General features: G+C 31.4%; 14 protein-coding genes and 1 pseudogene. 10 read left to right on the top strand and 5 right to left on the bottom strand.

The features are described 5' to 3' along the window. Nucleotides 1-77 precede the first annotated feature (77 nt). Nucleotides 78-1,793, top strand: a complete 1,716-nt coding sequence (locus tag Q0649_RS18115; protein ID WP_298845335.1) for a methyl-accepting chemotaxis protein — start codon at nucleotides 78-80, stop codon at nucleotides 1,791-1,793. Nucleotides 1,794-2,116: 323 nt separating this feature from the next. After that, on the top strand, nucleotides 2,117-5,641 hold the full coding sequence (nifJ, locus tag Q0649_RS18110; protein ID WP_298845334.1) for a pyruvate:ferredoxin (flavodoxin) oxidoreductase: 3,525 nt from the start codon (nucleotides 2,117-2,119) through the stop codon (nucleotides 5,639-5,641). 108 nt (nucleotides 5,642-5,749) lie between these two features. On the opposite strand, the pseudogene Q0649_RS18105 reads toward nifJ, so the two are convergent. The 5 genes and pseudogenes from Q0649_RS18105 to Q0649_RS18085 all read right to left on the bottom strand — a co-directional run. Next, nucleotides 5,750-6,320: pseudogene (locus Q0649_RS18105) on the bottom strand (cation:dicarboxylase symporter family transporter); the annotation flags it as partial. A gap of 640 nt (nucleotides 6,321-6,960) precedes the next feature. Further along, nucleotides 6,961-8,262 (bottom strand): pyrimidine-nucleoside phosphorylase, encoded by a 1,302-nt coding sequence (locus Q0649_RS18100; RefSeq protein WP_298845332.1) that lies wholly within the window; start codon nucleotides 8,260-8,262, stop codon nucleotides 6,961-6,963. Nucleotides 8,263-8,311: 49 nt separating this feature from the next. Then, nucleotides 8,312-9,493, bottom strand: a complete 1,182-nt coding sequence (locus tag Q0649_RS18095) for a NupC/NupG family nucleoside CNT transporter (RefSeq protein ID WP_298845330.1) — start codon at nucleotides 9,491-9,493, stop codon at nucleotides 8,312-8,314. Between the two features lie 217 nt (nucleotides 9,494-9,710). After that, nucleotides 9,711-10,352, bottom strand: a complete 642-nt coding sequence (gene deoC, locus Q0649_RS18090; protein WP_298845327.1) for a deoxyribose-phosphate aldolase — start codon at nucleotides 10,350-10,352, stop codon at nucleotides 9,711-9,713. Between the two features lie 27 nt (nucleotides 10,353-10,379). Then, nucleotides 10,380-10,778 carry a cytidine deaminase gene (locus Q0649_RS18085; RefSeq protein WP_298845325.1) on the bottom strand — a complete coding sequence of 133 codons (399 nt, stop codon included), beginning with the start codon at nucleotides 10,776-10,778 and terminating at the stop codon, nucleotides 10,380-10,382. Between the two features lie 191 nt (nucleotides 10,779-10,969). Between Q0649_RS18085 and Q0649_RS18080 the strand changes: the two genes are divergently transcribed. The 8 genes from Q0649_RS18080 (at nucleotide 10,970) to Q0649_RS18045 (ending at nucleotide 19,545) form a co-directional block, all read left to right on the top strand. Continuing rightward, nucleotides 10,970-11,911, top strand: a complete 942-nt coding sequence (locus Q0649_RS18080; protein ID WP_298845322.1) for a sugar-binding transcriptional regulator — start codon at nucleotides 10,970-10,972, stop codon at nucleotides 11,909-11,911. Between the two features lie 192 nt (nucleotides 11,912-12,103). Beyond that, on the top strand, nucleotides 12,104-12,784 hold the full coding sequence (gene deoC, locus Q0649_RS18075; RefSeq protein WP_298845320.1) for a deoxyribose-phosphate aldolase: 681 nt from the start codon (nucleotides 12,104-12,106) through the stop codon (nucleotides 12,782-12,784). Beyond that, nucleotides 12,765-14,087 (top strand): L-fucose:H+ symporter permease, encoded by a 1,323-nt coding sequence (gene fucP, locus Q0649_RS18070; RefSeq protein WP_298845317.1) that lies wholly within the window; start codon nucleotides 12,765-12,767, stop codon nucleotides 14,085-14,087. The genes deoC (Q0649_RS18075) and fucP overlap by 20 nt, the downstream gene beginning before the upstream one ends. Nucleotides 14,088-14,104: 17 nt before the next feature. Next, entirely contained in the window at nucleotides 14,105-15,118 is a 1,014-nt protein-coding gene (locus tag Q0649_RS18065; protein WP_298845314.1) for an aldose 1-epimerase family protein, read from the top strand. Between the two features lie 56 nt (nucleotides 15,119-15,174). Beyond that, nucleotides 15,175-16,095: a ribokinase gene (rbsK, locus tag Q0649_RS18060; RefSeq protein WP_298845310.1), complete on the top strand. Its 921-nt coding sequence runs from the start codon at nucleotides 15,175-15,177 to the stop codon at nucleotides 16,093-16,095. 266 nt (nucleotides 16,096-16,361) lie between these two features. Next, a complete protein-coding gene (locus Q0649_RS18055; protein ID WP_298845307.1) occupies nucleotides 16,362-16,550 on the top strand; it encodes a hypothetical protein in 189 nt (62 codons plus the stop codon). Between the two features lie 3 nt (nucleotides 16,551-16,553). Further along, nucleotides 16,554-16,877, top strand: coding sequence for a hypothetical protein (locus Q0649_RS18050; RefSeq protein ID WP_298845304.1), 324 nt, complete (start codon nucleotides 16,554-16,556; stop codon nucleotides 16,875-16,877). Nucleotides 16,878-17,106: 229 nt separating this feature from the next. Then, complete coding sequence (locus tag Q0649_RS18045; RefSeq protein ID WP_298845301.1) at nucleotides 17,107-19,545, top strand: GH36-type glycosyl hydrolase domain-containing protein; 2,439 nt, start codon at nucleotides 17,107-17,109, stop codon at nucleotides 19,543-19,545. The last annotated feature ends 91 nt before the right edge of the window (nucleotides 19,546-19,636 follow it).

The raw sequence follows: 19,636 nt of genomic DNA, 5'->3' as shown, positions 1-19,636 counted from the left end.
CCTTGCAATAGCAGGGTTTTAAATAAATAAAACAAAGATAGTGTTAACACTATCCATAAGAAAAGGGAAGTGTAAAAATGAATTTTTTTGTTAATCTAAGTGTAAAGAAAAAGATTGTATCGGTATTCTCAGTTGTTTGTATTTTTATGATTTTAATAGGAGTAGAGGGCATAATCAGTTCAGATAAGATAAATGATGGTTCTATGTCTATATACAGTAACAATCTACAATCCATAAAAGATTTAGAAGAAACTAAAGGAAATATAAATAGTATTAGAGCTGAGATGCTCAGAATTGTTTTTGAGAGAGACAAATTAAAACTAGATGAAGAAATAAAGAATATAGATGATTTAACAAGTGAAGATATAATCCTTGAAAAGGATTATCTAAGTTCAACGTTTACATCGACAGAAGAGGAAAAAACTTATGCTGCTTATAAAAGTGACTTAGTAAAATACAGAGAAGGAAGGAATGAAATAATTGATTTCGTAAAAGCTAAGAACCCTATGGAGGCTATGAAACTTAATTCAAAGCTTGATGTAATAAGAATTTCAATGTCTAATAATTTAGCAAAATGTATTGAAATAAATGTTAAATCTGCTGAGAAAGCAAACTTAGATAATACAGCTCAGTTTAGCAAAGCTAGAAACACAATTATAATTTATACAAGTATAGCATTTCTTGTTATAATTTTTATGGCTTATTTATTAAGTAAAAATATAATAAATCCATTAAACAAAATAAAAGATTTGGCAGGGAGATTATCTCGTTATGATTTTTCTGAAACAATTATTATTACAAGGAAAGATGAATTTGGACAAACTGGAACTGCATTAAACATTGCTCAGGAAAATATAAAAGAACTAGTAAAAGAAATAATGGATAATTCTTCAAATATGAGTGCCTCATCTGAAGAACTCTCAGCGACGGTCGAGGAAATAAGCTCTAAAATAGAAATTGTAGATAGTTCAACAGTGGAAATAAACAAGGCGGTTCAAGAATCTAGTGCTACATCAGAGGAAATAACTGCATCTGTCGAAGAAGTTAATTCAAGTATGGAAGAACTATCTTCAAAAGCAATGGAAGGTAGCAGTAATGCATCTCAAATTAAAGAAAAAGCAAAAACAGTTAGAATAGAGGCTAATAAAGCTCTTGAAAATAGTAAGAGTATTTATGAAGCAAAAGAAAAAGGAATACTAAAAGCTATAGAAGATGGAAGAGTTGTAGATGAAATAAAGGTTATGGCAGATGGAATTGCGGCCATCGCATCACAAACTAATTTATTAGCATTAAACGCTGCTATTGAAGCAGCAAGAGCAGGAGAACAAGGAAAAGGATTTGCAGTAGTTGCAGATGAAGTAAGGAAACTTGCAGAACAATCATCAGAAACTGTAAATACAATTCAAGGTACTATAGTAAAAGTTCAAGATGCTTTTAAACATTTGTCTGAAAATAGTAATGATATACTTAAATTTATTATAGAAGATATTACACCAGTATTAGAACAATACGCAGAGGCTGGAATGCAATATGGTGAAGATGGAGAATTTATAAGTGCCATGTCAGAGGAAATAGCAGCTATGTCAGAAGAAGTGGAAGCATCAATAAATGAAGTTAGTATGGCAGCACAAACTTTGGCACAGAGTTCACAGCTTTCTGCAGAACATACAGGAGACATTCAAGTTAGCATTGAGGAAACTTCAAAAGCTATGGTACAGGTATCGCAAACATCACAAATGCAAGCAGAGCTTGCACAAAAGCTTAATGGAATGGTACAGAAGTTTAAAATTTAGAGTACGATTTATTATATATTTTGAAGTATCTATAATAACAAAAGTGTCAGGTATGATCTAATTTCATACCTGGCAATTTTTTAGTTTAAAAATTGAGAATGAAAATAATGAATTTATAAATACATTATAAGTTTTTATTGTGATCTTCTTTAGAATAAAATTTTCTGTAAATCGTTTATTGACTTAATTAAGTCAAGGTGTAATAATTAGGGTAACGTTTACAAGAGTTTTGGTATCATAAGTAAACGGTACAATAAAATATTGTAGTTTCTTAAAGGTTATATAAAATAACCATATATAAATACACCAGGGGGGGATTATTTATGACCAAAGTTATGAAAACTATGGATGGAAATGAAGCGTGTGCTTATGTATCATATGCTTTTACTGAGGTAGCAACAATTTACCCAATAACACCATCTTCACCAATGGCTGAGCATGTAGATGAATGGTCGGCTTATGGAAAGAAAAACCTTTTTGGACAAACAGTAAAATTGGTAGAGATGGAATCAGAAGCAGGGGCTATAGGGGCAGTTCATGGTTCTCTTGAAGCAGGAGCTTTAACTACATCTTATACGGCGTCACAAGGATTGCTTTTAATGGTACCTACAATGTATAGAATTGCAGGACAATTAAAGCCAGGAGTATTACATGTAAGTGCTCGTACAGTAGGCACTCATGCACTTTCAATTTTTGGGGATCATTCAGATGTAATGTCTTGCCGCCAAACAGGTTTTGCAATGATGTCTACTGCAAGTGTACAAGAAGTTATGGATTTATCTGGTGTTGCACATTTAAGTGCAATTAAAGGACGTGTACCATTTTTACACTTTTTTGATGGTTTTAGAACTTCTCATGAAATTCAAAAAATTGAATGCCTTGAATATGATGATTTAGCTAAACTTATAGATCAAGACTCCCTTAAGGCATTTAGAAAAAATTCTTTGAATCCTGAAAGACCTGTTCAACGTAGCACAGTACAAAATCCCGATATTTTTTTTCAGGCACGTGAGGCAAGTAATAGGTTTTATGATGCTATTCCTGGTATTGTAGAAGGTTACATGAATGATATTAATAAAATTACAAAAAGAAATTATAAATTATTTAATTACTATGGTGCAACTGATGCTGACCGTGTAATTATCGCTATGGGTTCTGTATGCGGAGCAATAGAGGAAACAATAGATTATTTAAATGCAAATGGCGAAAAAGTTGGTCTTGTTAAAGTACATTTATTTAGGCCATTTTCAGTGAAACATTTGTTAAATGTAATTCCCAAAACAGTTAAAAACATTGCTGTTTTAGATAGAACTAAAGAACCGGGATCAGCAGGTGAACCACTATTTGAAGATGTGTGTACTGCTTTCGTAAACAAAGAAGTTCGTCCAAAACTTTATGGAGGCCGTTATGGATTATCATCTAAAGATACAACACCAGCCCAAATAGTTGCGGTATATGAAAATCTTAAACAAAGTAACCCTAAAGATCATTTTACTGTTGGGATTAATGATGATGTAACACACCATTCAATCAACGTAGGCGAAGAACTTGATGTGCAATCAAAAGGAACAATTAGTTGTAAGTTTTGGGGACTTGGTTCAGACGGTACAGTGGGAGCAAACAAAAATTCAATAAAGATTATTGGTGATCATACAGATATGTTTGTTCAAGCTTATTTCGTTTTTGATACAAAAAAATCTGGTGGGGTAACACAATCGCACTTACGCTTTGGAAAAGAGCCTATACGATCAAGTTATCTTGTAAAAAAAGCAGATTTTATTGCATGTCATAATTTTTCATATTTAGAGAAGTATGATATAATTTCTGATTTGAAATATGGAAAAACATTTTTATTGAATTGTTGCTGGAAGGGTGAAGAATTAGAAAAACATCTTCCAAGTAAAGTAAAACAATATATTGCTAAAAATAACATAAAGTTTTATACAATTGATGCTTCACGTATTGCTAAAGAAATTGGGTTAGGTGGACGTGCTAATACTGTACTACAAGCTGCTTTTTTTAAATTAGCAAATATTATACCAATAGATGAGGCAGTAGAGTATATGAAGAAATCTATATACGAAAGTTATAGTAAAAAAGGTGATATTATTCTTAATATGAATTATAGGGCAGTAGACAAAGGCATTGAAGGGTTAGTAAAAGTAGAAGTCCCTATATCTTGGGTTAATGTGGTTGAGGATAAGATAGCAGAAGTCGCAAATGTTCCTGATTTCATTAAAAATATTCTTATACCTGTTAACGCTCAAAAGGGTGATAGCATTCCAGTAAGTGCTTTTATAGGTATGGAGGATGGTACGGCGCCACTTGGTACATCAGCCTATGAGAAAAGAGGTATAGCGACTGAGGTTCCATCATGGAATGTAGATAATTGTATTCAGTGTAATCAATGTTCATTTGTGTGTCCACATGCTGCAATAAGACCATTTTTGCTAAGTGCTCATGAAGTAGAAAATGCACCAAATGGATTTAAATTAAAGAAAGCCACAGGAAAAGGCCTTGAAGATTATAAATATAGAATACAAGTTGACATATTAGATTGCACAGGTTGTGGAATTTGTTCAAATGTTTGTCCTGCTAAAGAAAAAGCTCTTACAATGGAACCTATCGAGACTCAGAAAAAGGAGATGGATAATTGGTATTATGCATTATCATTATCTAAGAAAGAAAACTGTGGTGACATTGCTACAGTAAAAGGAAGTCAGTTTATGCAGCCACTACTTGAGTTTTCGGGGGCTTGTGCAGGATGCGGAGAAACCCCTTATGCTAAGGTAATAACACAATTGTATGGAGATAGGATGTATCTTGCCAGTGCAACAGGGTGTTGTCAGGCTTGGGGGGCAGCATCACCATGCGTGCCATATACAACTAATTCAGAAGGCCATGGACCGGCTTGGTCTAACTCATTATTTGAAAATAATGCAGAATTTAGTCTTGGAATGTGCTTAGCTGTGAACCAACAAAGGGAACTATTAAAGTCGAAAGTTGAAAAAGTTATCAATTTAACAACTGATTCAAATATGAAGTCATCACTTCAAAATTGGATCGACAATTATAGAAATGGAAAAACTTCTAAAGATGTAAGTAAAAAGGTAGTTGAAGTATTAAAAACAGCAAAATTAAGTAAAGAACTTAGTAAACTTGCAAATGAAATACTTGAAAGTAAAGAACAACTTGCTAAAAAGTCAATGTGGATGTATGGAGGAGACGGTTGGGCATATGATATTGGATTTGGTGGTCTAGATCATGTTTTATCAAGGGGTGAGGACGTAAATATAATTGTATTTGATACAGAAGTTTATTCAAATACTGGTGGTCAATCATCGAAAGCAACACCAATAGGCGCAGTTGCTCAATTTGCAGCATCTGGTAAAAAGTTTAATAAGAAAGATTTAGGTATAATGGCAATGAGTTATGGTAATGTTTATGTAGCACAAGTAGCTATGGGAGGAAGTCAAAGTCAATTCCTTAAAGCAGTTGTTGAGGCTGAAAGCTATCCTGGCTCATCACTTATTATTGCTTATGCTCCATGTATAAGTCATGGTTTAAAAGGCGGTATGGGTACCACTCAGTCAAATACCAAACGCGCTGTTGAAGTAGGATATTGGCACCTTTATAGGTGTAATCCAGCTCTTGAGAAGCAAGGAAAGAATCCATTTATTTTAGATTCAAAGGAGCCGACAGGTAGTTTTCGCGACTTTTTACTTGGTGAAGTAAGGTATTCATCATTACTAAGAACTTTCCCAGAAAATGCTGAGGAGTTATTTGAAGCTGCAGAAAAAGCGGCAAATAAAAGATACCAGAATTATAGAAGACTTGCCAGTAATTAAGGTATTAAAATCTTCAGTTAGAATAATATATGAATAATGAAAATAAACCTCACTCATTTTTTATGAGCAAGGTTTATTTTTGTTATTCATTTACTGCAGTTCTTGCCATATCCAAGATACTATTGCTTTAGGGCAACCGAATTTCTCCATTTTTTCCATAAGCTTTGGTAAAACTGCTTCAGAACTTGCAGTGCTATATGCAAGGACTAATTCATCTTTTAAAAGCTTAATGAAGGAAAAAAAATTTATTTTAACTGCTTTAGCTACGAGTCCTAATATAACAATTAAAAAGAATATCATTTGCACCATAAGTTGTTATAGCTAATTTACCAAGCGGAATTAGAGCAGCAAGACCAAATTTTGAAACAGTTATCCCAATTAGTGCAAACACACCAAATGGTGCTGTCTTCATTATTTGATTAGTTACCCAGAACATTGCTTGAGCAACCCCTTCGAAAAAGCGAAGGACTGGTTTTCCCTTTTCTCCAATTGCGCCTATGCCTAAACCAAACATAATTGAAAAGAAAATAATTGATAACATGTCTCCATTACCTAAGGACGTAAAAATATTTGTTGGTACAATATTTACAAAGGTATCAGCGAAACTATGATGTTGAAAAGTCGATGCAGTATCTACATAACTTGAAATACTTGTCTTTACAAGTGAATGCATATCTATGTCTATACAATTAATATTTATTTTGGTGTTTTAGGTTTTGCTCCCCAGCATTTGTCACAATTTAGGCAACAATGAGAGGCAAAATTATTACAGTGCCCATTTTTAATTTGATTAGGTAAGTTTACAACTTTTTTCGATTTTTTCATCCATTTAAACATATTTTTTATTTCATTTAGTCCGTGTTTATCAAAAAGTATATTAGAGTCTATGATATACCACCCCTTACAATTTCTCTATTTAATTACTATGGTATATATTATAATGCTTTTGATTATAATATGCAGTAACAATTGATACCAAAGTTAGGAAAATGTATGTGTTGGAAACTCAGGGAAAAGATATTTTGCGCAAGATCTCTTAAACCTCATTAACCATAAATTATGGTATTTTGTAATCCACAATAAAGAGGAAAGTAAACAGTTAGCTGAATTAAATATTGCTAGCAAGGTACAGAGTAAATTTGGAAAGGTAGCACATTTACAATAAGACTTCCGGCAAGCAAGGTACCTAATGAAAATATCGGGTGTGCTAATACAACGAAAAATGGAAATGAAATCGAGTAGAGTTTTTAGACATTTATCCGAAAATTATAGTATAAATTAAAGGCAGTTAAGATATATTCTTAACTGCCTTTATGGAGTTACTGCGTAATAACTTCATGAATTAATATTGGTTTAGTTGCATGATTGCTAATAGAAATATTTTCGTATATTTTTGATTTTACATCCTCAACATTTTCACGATTTGAATATATAGTTACAAGGGTATCACCCTTGTTAATTTTATCTCCGACTTTTCTACGAAGCATTAGTCCTACTGCTAAATCAATTTTATCTTCTTTTGTTGCTCTGCCTGCACCTAGAAGCATTGCAGCAATTCCTATTTCATCAGCTACCATATTTGATACAACACCGCTAGTTAGTGCAGGGACATCAATTTTATATTTTGCTTGTGGTAATTTTTCTGGATTATCTACAATTGATGAATCTCCACCTTGGTTTTTAATGAATACTTTGAATTTATCTAAAGCTTTTCCATTTTTTATTACTTCAAGAAGCATTTTTCTTGCTTCTTCTAATGTATTTGCTTTTTTAGCAAGTACTACCATTTGACTTCCAAGTGTTAAAACGAGTTCTGTTAAATCCTCAGGACCTTCGCCTTTTAATGTATCAATAGCTTCTTTTACTTCAAGTGCATTACCAATTGCAAAGCCTAAAGGTTGTGACATGTCAGAAATTATTGCCATTGTTTTTCTTCCTACGTTATTTCCAATTTGAACCATAGCATGTGCTAAATTTTCTGCATCTTTATCTGTTTTCATAAAAGCTCCTGCACCTGTTTTAACATCAAGTACTATCGCATTAGCACCGGCTGCAATCTTTTTACTCATGATAGAACTAGCTATGAGTGGGATTGAGTTTACAGTTCCAGTAACATCACGAAGTGCATATAATTTTTTGTCTGCAGGCGTTAAGTTTCCACTTTGTCCAACAACTGCAACTTTATCTTTATTAACTAAATCAATAAATTGATTTATTGTAATTTCTACATGAAAGCCACTAATAGATTCTAATTTATCAATTGTACCGCCAGTATGTCCAAGGCCTCGTCCTGACATTTTAGCAACAGGTATACCTAAAGCAGCAACGAGGGGTGCGAGTACTAATGTTGTTGTATCACCTACACCTCCAGTTGAATGTTTATCTACTTTTATACCTTCGATTTTTGATAAATCAATAGTTTCACCGGAATTAACCATAGCCATTGTTAAATCTGCTCTCTCTCGATCATTCATATCTTGAAAATAAATAGCCATTGCAAGGGAACTTGCTTGATAATCAGGAATAGTTCCTTTAGTATAACCTTCTATGAAAAAATTAATTTCTTCAGTTGTTAATTCTTTACCATCACGCTTTTTTGAAATTATATCTACCATTCTCATTTTATTTCCATCCTTTTTATTTTGATTTTAATTTTATGAAATTTTTATATTACACTATTAGACCAACAACAGTTGATGTTAATATGCTTACGAGTGTTGCTCCAAATAGCAGTTTTAGACCAAACCTAGCTACAACATTTCCTTGTTTTTCATTGAGCCCTTTTACCGCTCCAGAAATAATTCCAATTGATGAAAAATTAGCGAAAGAAACTAAAAATACAGAAACAATAGCTGTTGTTCGAACAGTTAAGTGTACAGTACCACTTGCCAAAGTTGTCATGGCAACAAATTCATTAGATACTAATTTGGTTGCCATTATACTTGCTGCAGGTATAGATTCACTAAAAGGTACACCCATTAAAACCGCAAATGGTGAGAATACGTATCCAAGTAAATTTTGAAAAGAAATACCAAAAATACCTTTGAAAATCATATTAATCATAGCGATTATGGCTACAAATCCAATAAGCATTGCTCCAACTATGATAGCTACTTTGAATCCATCCATAATATATTCACCAAGCATTTCGAAGAATGATTGCTTTTTTTCTTCTTTAACTACTAATATATCTTCCTCTGGTGTTACTGTATATGGATTTATAATAGAAGTTATAATAAATCCACCAAATAAATTTAAAACAAGTGCAGTTACAACATATCTAGGTTTTATAAGAACCATATATGAACCAACTATAGACATAGACACCGTTGACATAGCTGATGCACAAAGGGTATAAAGCCTATGTTCTGGTAATAGACCAAGTTCTTTTTTTACTGAAATAAATACTTCTGATTGACCAAGGATAGCAGCGGCTACACCATTGTAAGATTCTAGTTTACCCATACCGTTAATTTTACTTAAGCCAAGGCCAATATATTTTATTATGAAAGGAAGTATTTTAAAGTGTTGAAGAATTCCAATCAAAGCAGAAATAAATACTATTGGTAAAAGCACACCTATAAAAAATGTAAATTGATTTGCATTAACTAATCCACCAAATACAAAATTTACGCCTTCACCAGCACATTTAAGTAATAATTGGAAACCATTTGCTATTCCACCGACTAGAAAATTACCAACTTCAGTATTTAGTAAGATAAAACCGAGTATGAATTGAAGAATAATCATTATAACAATAGGACGGTATTTTATCTTTTTTTTACCAGTACTAGTACTCCATGCAAGTCCTAACACAACAAGTAACCCGAAAATCCCAATAATATATTTCATTTTGATGCTACACCCCTTGATTATCATTAGTTTAATATAGTAAAACCATATAACGATTACATTATATACTATCTAAATATAAAATATTTTTATGATCTTAAAAAAGATTTGTATATGTAGCCTTATATTTACAGTTATTAAAATCATAAATACAAAACTACATGTTTATTTAAATATATATTGATAATATGTATTTTTTTAAAATACAATTTTATATCTAAGAAATAATTGAAATACCTGAGCTTGTCCCAATACGAGTTGCACCAGCTTCAACCATTTGCATAGCTTCTTCTTTGGTATGGATACCACCGGAAGCTTTGACACCCATCTCTTTACCTACAGTTTCACGCATTAGTTTAACATCTGGAGCAGTTGCTCCACCTTTTGAAAAGCCAGTCGAGGTTTTTACAAAATCGGCACCTGCTTTTTTAGCAATTTGGCAAGCTTTTATTTTTTCATCTTGTGATAATAAGCAAGTTTCAATAATAACTTTTACTAATGATTTTCCTTTTGCAACTTCAACTACTGCTTTAATATCTTGCTCTACATAAGCATAATTTTTATTCTTTAGTTCACCAATGCTAATAACCATATCCACTTCAGTTGCACCATTTTTAATGGCATCTTTTGCTTCAAAGGCTTTTGTTTCAGTTGTGTTTGCACCTAGTGGAAATCCTATAACAACACAAACATTGACTTCGCTATCTTTTAATCCTAGGCTAGCAACTTTAGTCCATATTGGATTTACACAAACTGAAGCAAAATTATTTTTCTTAGCCTCCTGTATTAATTGTAGAATTTGTGTTTTTGTTGCATCTGGTTTTAATTCAGTATGATCAATAAGTTTAGCAATATTCATTGTAAATCTCCCTTTTTATCTTTATTATTATTTTATTAGATCTTTTTTAGTGAAAGCGCCTGGTAATATCTCATCTAATGTTTTAACTAAATACTCAGTTTTACCTTTTCCAAGAATTATCTTAGTATCAACTGATGCAAATTCTGCTATCACTTGTCTACAAATACCACAAGGATAAGTATAATCATTTTCTACTCCGACTATTGCAATTGCCTTAATAGTTGTATACCCTTCAGATACTGCCTTAAATATCGCAGTTCTTTCCGCACAATTTGTTGCACCATAGGATGCGTTTTCTATGTTACATCCTGTATATATCTTCCCGTCGTAAGTTAATACAGCGGCTCCAACTTTGAAATTAGAATATGGAGAGTAAGAATTTTTTCTTGCGTCAATTGCTTTAGAAACTAAATCCTGGTATTCCACAATAATAAACCCCCTTTTAGACATGAGTATGATTTTATAATAAAGCTTATTGGCACAATTGTAAAGTTGCAGGTGAAATTATGTATGATATATTGACATTTAAATTTAAGAACAATATACTATTATCATGGGATTTTAATATGTTATCCTAAATTTCACTATATCATAAATTATAACAGGAGACTAAAATTATGGAGAAAAATAAGGATAGGCAGAGTATAAATGTTGCAAGATTGTATTATGAATCTCAATATAGTCAAAATCAAATTGCAGAATCACTAAAGATTTCTAGGCCGACAGTATCTAAACTTTTAAATTACGCAAGGGAACACGGCTATGTTACTATTCAAATAAATGATCCGGCCAATATATCGGATGATTTATCAATAGCATTAAAAGAAAAATATAATTTAGGTACTGTTATTATTGCTTATGCGCCATTAAATAATAATGAAGAGATAAAAAAACATATAGGTCGCGCGGCAGCTGAGTATCTTAATAATATTGTTAAAGATGACGATATTATTGGAATAAGTTGGGGTACAACTATGTATTCTATAGCTTCGCAGTTGGTTGATAAGAAATTAAAGGGTGTTCAGGTTGTTCAGCTTAAAGGTGGGTTAAGTCATACACATATTAGTACATATGCATCTGAGGTAAATAAATTGTTTACAAATGCATTTCATGCAAATGGAAGATCTTTACCATTACCACTTATATTTGATACGCCTGAACTTAAAAAAATTACAGAAAAAGATAGTCATATTAATCAAATAATACAAATGGGTAAACAAGCGAATATTGCTATATTTTCTGTAGGTACAGTTAAAGATGACGCTTTATTATTTAGGTTAGGTTATTTTAATAAAGAAGAGATAAAATCTATTCAGGATCATGCAGTTGGTGATGTATGTTCACGTTTTTTTAATAATAAAGGTGAAATATGTGACGAAAAAATTAATAGTCGAATAGTTGGAATAGAGTTAGATGAATTGAAAAAAAAGGAACAAACTATTTTGGTTGCAGGTGGAGAAAGAAAAATTGATGCTTTGAATGTTGCACTAACATCTAAAATAGCTAATACGTTAGTGATAGATCAATTCACTGCTAAATTATTACTTTTAAAAAAATAAGGGAGATACTACTGGATATTATACAGTAGCTTTTTTATTTTTTGAAACTTGTTGTAAAATAAAATTATTGCATTTTTCAATCATTGGACACAAAAAAATACTATTTTGCACAAATGTAAAATTAATAGTTTACATTTGTGCAAAAGGATGTTATTATGCATATATAGATAAAATTTAAGGAGTTGTAAACATATGAAAATATCTAAATATATTGATCATACATTGTTAAAACCAGATGCAACGGAGAAAGAAATATTGAAGCTTATTGAGGAAGCGAAGACTTATGATTTTGCATCAGTTTGCATAAATACGAGTTGGGCTAAGCTTGCCAATAATCAATTGAAGGATTCGAATGTTAACGTTTGCGTGGTGGTTGGGTTTCCACTTGGAGCAGCATCTGCGGAGTCTAAAGTATATGAAACTAAAATTGCAGTTGAAGATGGTGCCGATGAAGTGGATATGGTTATTGCCATAGGGCAACTCAAATCAGGTAATGAGGATTATGTAAGAGAAGAAATTAAGAAGATTGTGGAAGCTTCAGGCGATAAACTAGTTAAAGTAATTATAGAGACATGCTTATTAACAGATAAAGAGAAAGTCAGAGCATGCATTTTAGCAAAAGAAGCTGGAGCAGATTTTGTTAAAACATCAACTGGATTTTCAAAAGGTGGTGCTAATGCACATGATGTTAAGTTAATGCGTGAAACTGTTGGTGATGATATGGGAGTTAAGGCTTCAGGTGGTATACATACAAAAGAAGAAATGTTAGAGATGATAAACAATGGTGCTTCTAGAATTGGTGCAAGTTGTGGAATAGAACTTAAAAAATCATATAAACAAAGGAGAAATTTATATGCGTATGAAAGATATTAAGCAATATCCAGATGGTTATTTAAGTGAAATGCCAGGTTTTCAATTTAGTTTGCTATCATTATTATTTCCTTTATGGGCAGCGGCTGCTAGTTTAAATGACATATTGATTACACAGTTTAAAAGTGTATTTTATTTAAGTGATTTTGCTAGTGCGTTAGTACAAAGTGCATTTTATGGAGGATATTTTTTAATTGCTATTCCAGCAGCATTATTAATTAAAAAAACAAGTTATAAAATAGCTATATTATCAGGACTTGGTTTTTATATTATTGGTTGTACTTTATTTTATCCTGCATCAAATATGGCAACGTATTCAATGTTTTTAGTAGCAATTTTTGTTCTTGCTATAGGACTTAGTTTTTTAGAAACATCAGCTAATACGTATAGTTCGCTTATGGGACCGAGAGATAAAGCAACTCTTCGTTTAAATATTAGTCAAACAGTTTATCCAATAGGATCCATTATAGGAGTTTTACTCGGAAAATATCTTATTTTCCAAAATGGTGCATCTTTAAAGTCACAGATGTCAAAAATGACACCACAAGCGGCTAAAGATTTTGGAGCATCTGCTCTGCAGCATACATTACAACCTTATAAATATCTTATTTTAATTTTAATTGTAGTATTTATTTTGTTTGTAATCACTAAGTTTCCTAAATGTAAATCTCAAAATATTAAAGGTAAAGAAGAAACTAAAGTAAGTATCTTAGAAACACTAAAATATTTATCTAAAAATAATAATTTTAAAAAAGGTATTATTGCTCAATTCATATATGTAGGTATGCAAACAACGGTTTGGTCATTTACTATAAGATTAGCATTAACATTAGATAAAAATATAAGTGAAAGAAGTGCTTCAACGTATATGATATATACATTTATAGCCTTTTTCCTTGGTAAATTTGTAGCTAATTTCTTGATGAATAAGTTTAATGCATCAAAAGTATTATTTATATATTCAATAGTTGGATGTTTATCACTACTATATGTAACATTATCTCCAAACTTTACTTCTGTATATGCAGCAATTGTAGCAAGTTTCTTGTTTGGACCATGTTGGGCTACAATTTATGCTGAAACTTTGGATTCCGTAAAAGATAAGAAATATACAGAAACAGCTGGTGCAATTATTGTTATGGCAATAGTTGGAGGGGCATTTATTCCGGCAATACAAGGCCTTGTATCGGATGCTATTGGTTCAATGCAGCTATCATTCATAGTGCCAACCATTTGTTTTGCTTTAGTAGGTATATATTTTTACTCGGAAATGAAAAGGTTTAAAAACATTTCACAAAAAAATTAATAGAGGAGTGGATTGCAGTGAATAAAATATTTTTACAAAGGGATATGTTTAGTCAAAAACGCTATGTTATTTATAAATCAGAGGAATTTGAAGTAACATTATTTAAGTATCCATCAGATATTGAGGCAATAGAATTAACTAATAGTAAAGGAAAGGTAACTATTCTTCCATTTATGGGACAAATCATATGGGGATTAGAATTTGATGGACATGATCTTAGAATGAAGAATATGTTTAAAATTCCTAGGGAGGCTAATGAAATTGTAGAGACCTATGGTTGCTTTGCTTTTCATTCAGGACTTCTAGCTAATGGTTGCCCATCTCCTACAGATACTCATCTTTTACATGGTGAAATGGCTTGTTCAAAAATGGATAACTCATGGCTTGAGATTGATAATGATTTTGTGAAAATTGCAGGAGATACAGAATATGCTAAAGGTTTTGGAGATCATTATTTAGCAAGTCCAAGTGTTACATTAAGTAAAGGAGAATCAAATATTTGTATTGAGATGTCTGTGACAAATTTGTCAGAGTGTCAAGATATGCCCCTACAATATATGTGTCATATGAATTATGCATATGTTAATAATGCTAAATTAACTCAATCGTTACCAAATGAGGCGTTTATGCTTAGAGAATCAATTCCAGCTCATGTTCATCCTACGAAGGGGTGGCTTGCTTATAACAAAGAGCTTAAAGAGCACCCAGGTTCATTAAATGTATTAAATGGATCAGAGATGTATGATCCTGAAATTGTTTTTTTCGCAGATAATTTAGAAAAGTATGGAGAAGAATTAACATTTGAAATGGCTTCCCCGGAAGAATTTATATTTTTCACTAAATTTTCAACAAAAGATTTTAATTATGCTACAAGATGGCTATTATATAATGAAGATCAAAAAGTTGCAGCCTTTGTATTACCAGGAACGTGCAGGCCAGAAGGGTTTAATGCAGCAAAAGAAAACGGTAGCTTAATTTATTTGAAACCACAAGAAAAAAGAACATTTAAAGTTATAACTGGAAAAAGATAAGATATAATTAAATCAAAGATAAAAGTTGTATTACAGTATATAGGGAGGGTTTATAAATGAAGATAGCAGTTATTGGTTCAAATATGATAGATTTAATAACTTATATTGATCGTATGCCAAAAGAGGGTGAAACTTTAGAAGCACCGGATTTTAAAATGGGGTTCGGTGGTAAAGGAGCAAATCAAGCTATTGCAGCCTCAAAATTTGAATCTGATGTTATGATGGTAAGTAAAGTTGGAGATGATCTTTTTGGTGAAAATACTATTAAAAACTTAAAAGAAAATGGTATTAACACTGACTTTGTTACAATTCAAAAAAATAAGGCAAGTGGTGTTGCACCTATTTTTGTTGAGAAAAACTCTAAAAATAGTATTTTGATTATTAAAGGCGCAAATAAAGATTTATCAACAAAGGATATAGATGATGCAAGTAAACAATTGAAAGAATGTTCTTTGATTGTTTTGCAGTTAGAAATCAGTTTAGAGACTGTTTATTATGCAATAGATTTTGCAAATGAAAATCATATTCCAGTTTTACTAAATCCTGCTCCTTGTATACCGGATATAGATTTAAGTTATGTTTGTAAATGTGATTTTTTTGCACCAAATGAAAGTGAATTGGGTATCGTAACAAATAGAAATGTAAATACAATAGATGAGATAAAAGAGGCGGCACATTACATTGCAAATAAAGGTGTTAAAAATGTTATTGTTACAATGGGAAGTAGAGGAGTTCTTTGGGTAAACAATAATGAGGAGCATTATGTGAAAGCATATAAAGTTAATGCAATTGATACAACGGGTGCCGGTGATTCATTTATTGGATGTTTTGCACATTTTTATGTAACAACAAAAGATATTTTGTTATCTTTAAAAAAAGCAACAGCGTTTGCAGCACTAAGTGTTACAAAATATGGTACACAGTCTTCTTATCCAACCGTGGCTGAATTTGATAAATTTATTAAACAAAACAAATAAATCTATCAATTGCATCTATGGATTATTAAAGAATTGACATTTATAAAATTTTACGCAAAAGGGTATTCCTAAATTAAAATTAATGGAATATTTTTTTGCGTAAATATTTAAAACTTATAATTATTTTAAATTTGTTTTAAAAATGATAAAAAAAGATATATATGATACAATATAAAATTCAAAAAATAAATTAGAGGATTATAAGTATATATATAGAATTATACATATATATATATACTTATACAAATTATGGGAGATGGCTGAATTTGAAATTAAAAACAGCAACACTAATTGCAGTGATTGGAACATTTTTAATGATATTATCTGAGATTTATTATACTTTTATAGATGCAGGAAATGCAGTAGGCAAAGTATTTGGGCTTTTTTATTTATTCGGGATGATATCTTTATTTATATTTTTTATAAGATTATATTCCAATCAAAAGGAGAAATAAGATATGGCGAGTTTAAATGAAATTTTAGAAATTCGAAAAAAAACAATAGATAGTAATACATTAATAATAAGCAAAAAAAATAAAATTGGTGTTATGATAAAATTAATAGGTAAAATTGCAATGGGACTCGGAATTTTCTGTGGTCTAATTCTTGGATTATTATTAACTACTCCAGCGAGTGGTGTAACATCAAATCCAAATCCATTAAGATGGGTATACGCAATTGCAATTATGGGATCTTCTTTTATAAGTGGATTTTTGATTATTGGGTTTGGTGAAATTATAATTTTATTAAATGATATTCAACATAATATTAAATTAAAGTAATATATAGTCCTTATATGAAAATTACTCAAATAAAAAGGTGATTTGAGGGTAATAAATTAATGTGTATTGCATATTTTTTATATAAATTTAAAAAAGTGCAAAAAAACTCATAAACACGCGTTAATAGAATATAATGTAATAATTAGAGCGAATAGACGCTTATATGATAATTGATATATTTAAACTTTTTATATAAAATAGAATTGTACAAATATAGGGGGGATGAACAATGAAATTTGGTTATTTTGATGATATAAACAAAGAGTATGTTATTACTACACCTAAGACTCCGTATCCATGGATTAATTATCTTGGAACAGATGATTTTTTCTCGCTAATTTCAAATACTAGCGGTGGTTATTGTTTTTACAAGGATGCACGGCTTCGAAGGTTAACTAGATATAGATATAATAGTGCACCTGTAGATAGTGGGGGAAGATATTATTATATAAACGATGGTGGTGACGTGTGGACACCAGGATATATGCCAGTTAAAACTGAATTGGATTCCTATGAATGTAGACATGGACTTGGATATACTAAAATTAAAAGCGCAAGAAATGGTATTCAAGTAGAACAATTAATGTTTGTCCCTTTAAAGTATCACGGAGAAATCAATCAACTTAAAATAAAAAACACATCAAATCATACTAAGGAAATTAAAATATTTTCATTCATTGAATTTTGTTTATGGAATGCTTATGATGATATGACTAATTTTCAAAGAAATTTTAGTACTGGTGAAGTGGAAATAGATAATTCTGTGATTTATCATAAAACGGAGTATAGAGAAAGACGTAATCATTATTCATTTTACTCAGTTAATACGGATATAGATGGATTCGATAGTGACAGAGAGTCATTTCTAGGATTATACAATGGGTTTGATTCGCCACAAACAGTTATGAGTGGTAAATCAAATGATTCTGTAGCTAGTGGATGGTCTCCTGTAGGATCACATAGTAAAACATTAACACTTAAACCTGGTGAAGAAGCAAGTTTAATCTTCATAATTGGATACGTAGAAAATAAGGAAGATGATAAGTGGGAAAGTCCTGGAGTTATTAATAAAACTATTGCTAAAGATATGATAGCAAGGTTTAGTACAGATATTCAAGTAGAAGAGGGATTAGAAGATTTAAGTAAATATTGGCTTAATCTATTATCAAAATATAGTATAAAAAGTGATGATGATAAGCTAAACCGTATGGTTAATATATGGAATCCTTATCAATGCATGGTAACGTTTAATATGTCTAGAAGTGCATCATATTTTGAATCTGGGATTGGAAGAGGAATGGGTTTTAGAGACTCTAATCAAGATTTACTTGGGTTTGTACATCAGATTCCGGGTAGAGCGAGAGAAAGAATACTAGATATAGCAGCAACACAATTTGAGGATGGTGGAGCTTATCATCAATATCAACCGTTAACTAAAAAGGGTAACTTTGAAGTTGGAGGTGGATTTAATGATGATCCATTATGGTTAATATTAGGCACTGCGGCCTACATAAAAGAAACAGGAGATTTTAGTATATTAAAGGAACTTGTAGCTTTCAATTGTGATGATAGTATAAAAGATACACTTATGGAACATTTAAAACGTTCTTTCTATCATGTTGTAAATAATCTTGGACCTAATGGACTTCCTTTAATTGGAAGAGCTGATTGGAATGATTGTTTGAATTTAAACTGTTTTTCTACAGAACCAGATGAGTCTTTTCAAACATTTGGAGATCCAGATGGAAGAGTTGCGGAATCTGTTCTTATTGCTGGCATGTTCGTGTTTATAGGACCAGAGTATGTAGAATTATGTAAAAGATTTGGATTGAATAAAGATGCTAAAATAGCACAAACTCATATTGATAATATGAGAAAGACCGTTATAGAAAAGGGATTTGACGGAGATTGGTTTTTAAGAGCATATGATGCTTTTGGCAATAAGGTTGGTAGCAAAGATAATGATGAGGGACAGATATATATAGAATCACAAGGGTTCTGCGTAATGGCAGGCATTGGGGTAGAAGAAGGTTTAGCGTTAAAAGCACTAGATTCTGTAAAGGAAAAATTAGATACCAAATATGGAACAATGATTTTGACACCAGCTTATACAAAGTATGATTTAAACATTGGTGAAATTACATCTTATCCACCAGGTTACAAAGAAAATGCTGGAATATTCTGTCACAACAATCCATGGATAATGATTGCTGAGACAGTTTTAGGCAGAGGGGATAGGGCATATGATGTATACAAAAAAATAGCTCCTGCCTTTATTGAAGACATAAGTGAGATTCATAGAACTGAGCCTTATGTTTATTCACAAATGGTAGCAGGAAAAGATGCAGCAAGGCAAGGTGAAGCTAAGAATTCTTGGCTTACAGGAACTGCTGCATGGAACTATTTTGCAATTACTCAATTTATTTTAGGTGTAAAACCTGAGTATGATGGGCTTAGTGTAAATCCTTGCATTCCAAAAGAATGGAATAGTTTTGAGATTAAGAGATCATTTAGGGGAGACATATATAATATTAAAGTAACTAATCCTTTGCACATTTGTAAAGGTGTTAAAGTAATAACTGTGGATGGAAAAGTTATACAAGGAAATATATTACCTGTATTTGCTGATGGATGCGGACATAAAATAGAAGTAGAAATGGGAAATTAAAAGAATAATTTGTAAAAGATTAAACAAAGCAATTATATTTGGGGGGCTATAAAATGGGAAAAAAAATCCGGAGAATAAATTCTAAAAGTAT

The organism is uncultured Clostridium sp., from assembly GCF_937920395.1.
Taxonomy (GTDB): domain Bacteria; phylum Bacillota; class Clostridia; order Clostridiales; family Clostridiaceae; genus Clostridium_AD.
This window is presented reverse-complemented; position numbering and strand designations above follow the sequence as displayed.

What these genes read in the sequence shown, in the direction of transcription:
- Q0649_RS18115 (WP_298845335.1), top strand. Translation starts at nt 78, where the DNA reads ATGAATTTTTTTGTTAATCTAAGTGTAAAGAAAAAGATTGTATCGGTA.
- nifJ (WP_298845334.1), top strand. Translation starts at nt 2,117, where the DNA reads ATGACCAAAGTTATGAAAACTATGGATGGAAATGAAGCGTGTGCTTAT.
- Q0649_RS18100 (WP_298845332.1), bottom strand. Translation starts at nt 8,262, where the DNA reads ATGAGAATGGTAGATATAATTTCAAAAAAGCGTGATGGTAAAGAATTA.
- Q0649_RS18095 (WP_298845330.1), bottom strand. Translation starts at nt 9,493, where the DNA reads ATGAAATATATTATTGGGATTTTCGGGTTACTTGTTGTGTTAGGACTT.
- deoC (WP_298845327.1), bottom strand. Translation starts at nt 10,352, where the DNA reads ATGAATATTGCTAAACTTATTGATCATACTGAATTAAAACCAGATGCA.
- Q0649_RS18080 (WP_298845322.1), top strand. Translation starts at nt 10,970, where the DNA reads ATGGAGAAAAATAAGGATAGGCAGAGTATAAATGTTGCAAGATTGTAT.
- deoC (WP_298845320.1), top strand. Translation starts at nt 12,104, where the DNA reads ATGAAAATATCTAAATATATTGATCATACATTGTTAAAACCAGATGCA.
- fucP (WP_298845317.1), top strand. Translation starts at nt 12,765, where the DNA reads ATGCGTATGAAAGATATTAAGCAATATCCAGATGGTTATTTAAGTGAA.
- rbsK (WP_298845310.1), top strand. Translation starts at nt 15,175, where the DNA reads ATGAAGATAGCAGTTATTGGTTCAAATATGATAGATTTAATAACTTAT.
- Q0649_RS18050 (WP_298845304.1), top strand. Translation starts at nt 16,554, where the DNA reads ATGGCGAGTTTAAATGAAATTTTAGAAATTCGAAAAAAAACAATAGAT.
- Q0649_RS18045 (WP_298845301.1), top strand. Translation starts at nt 17,107, where the DNA reads ATGAAATTTGGTTATTTTGATGATATAAACAAAGAGTATGTTATTACT.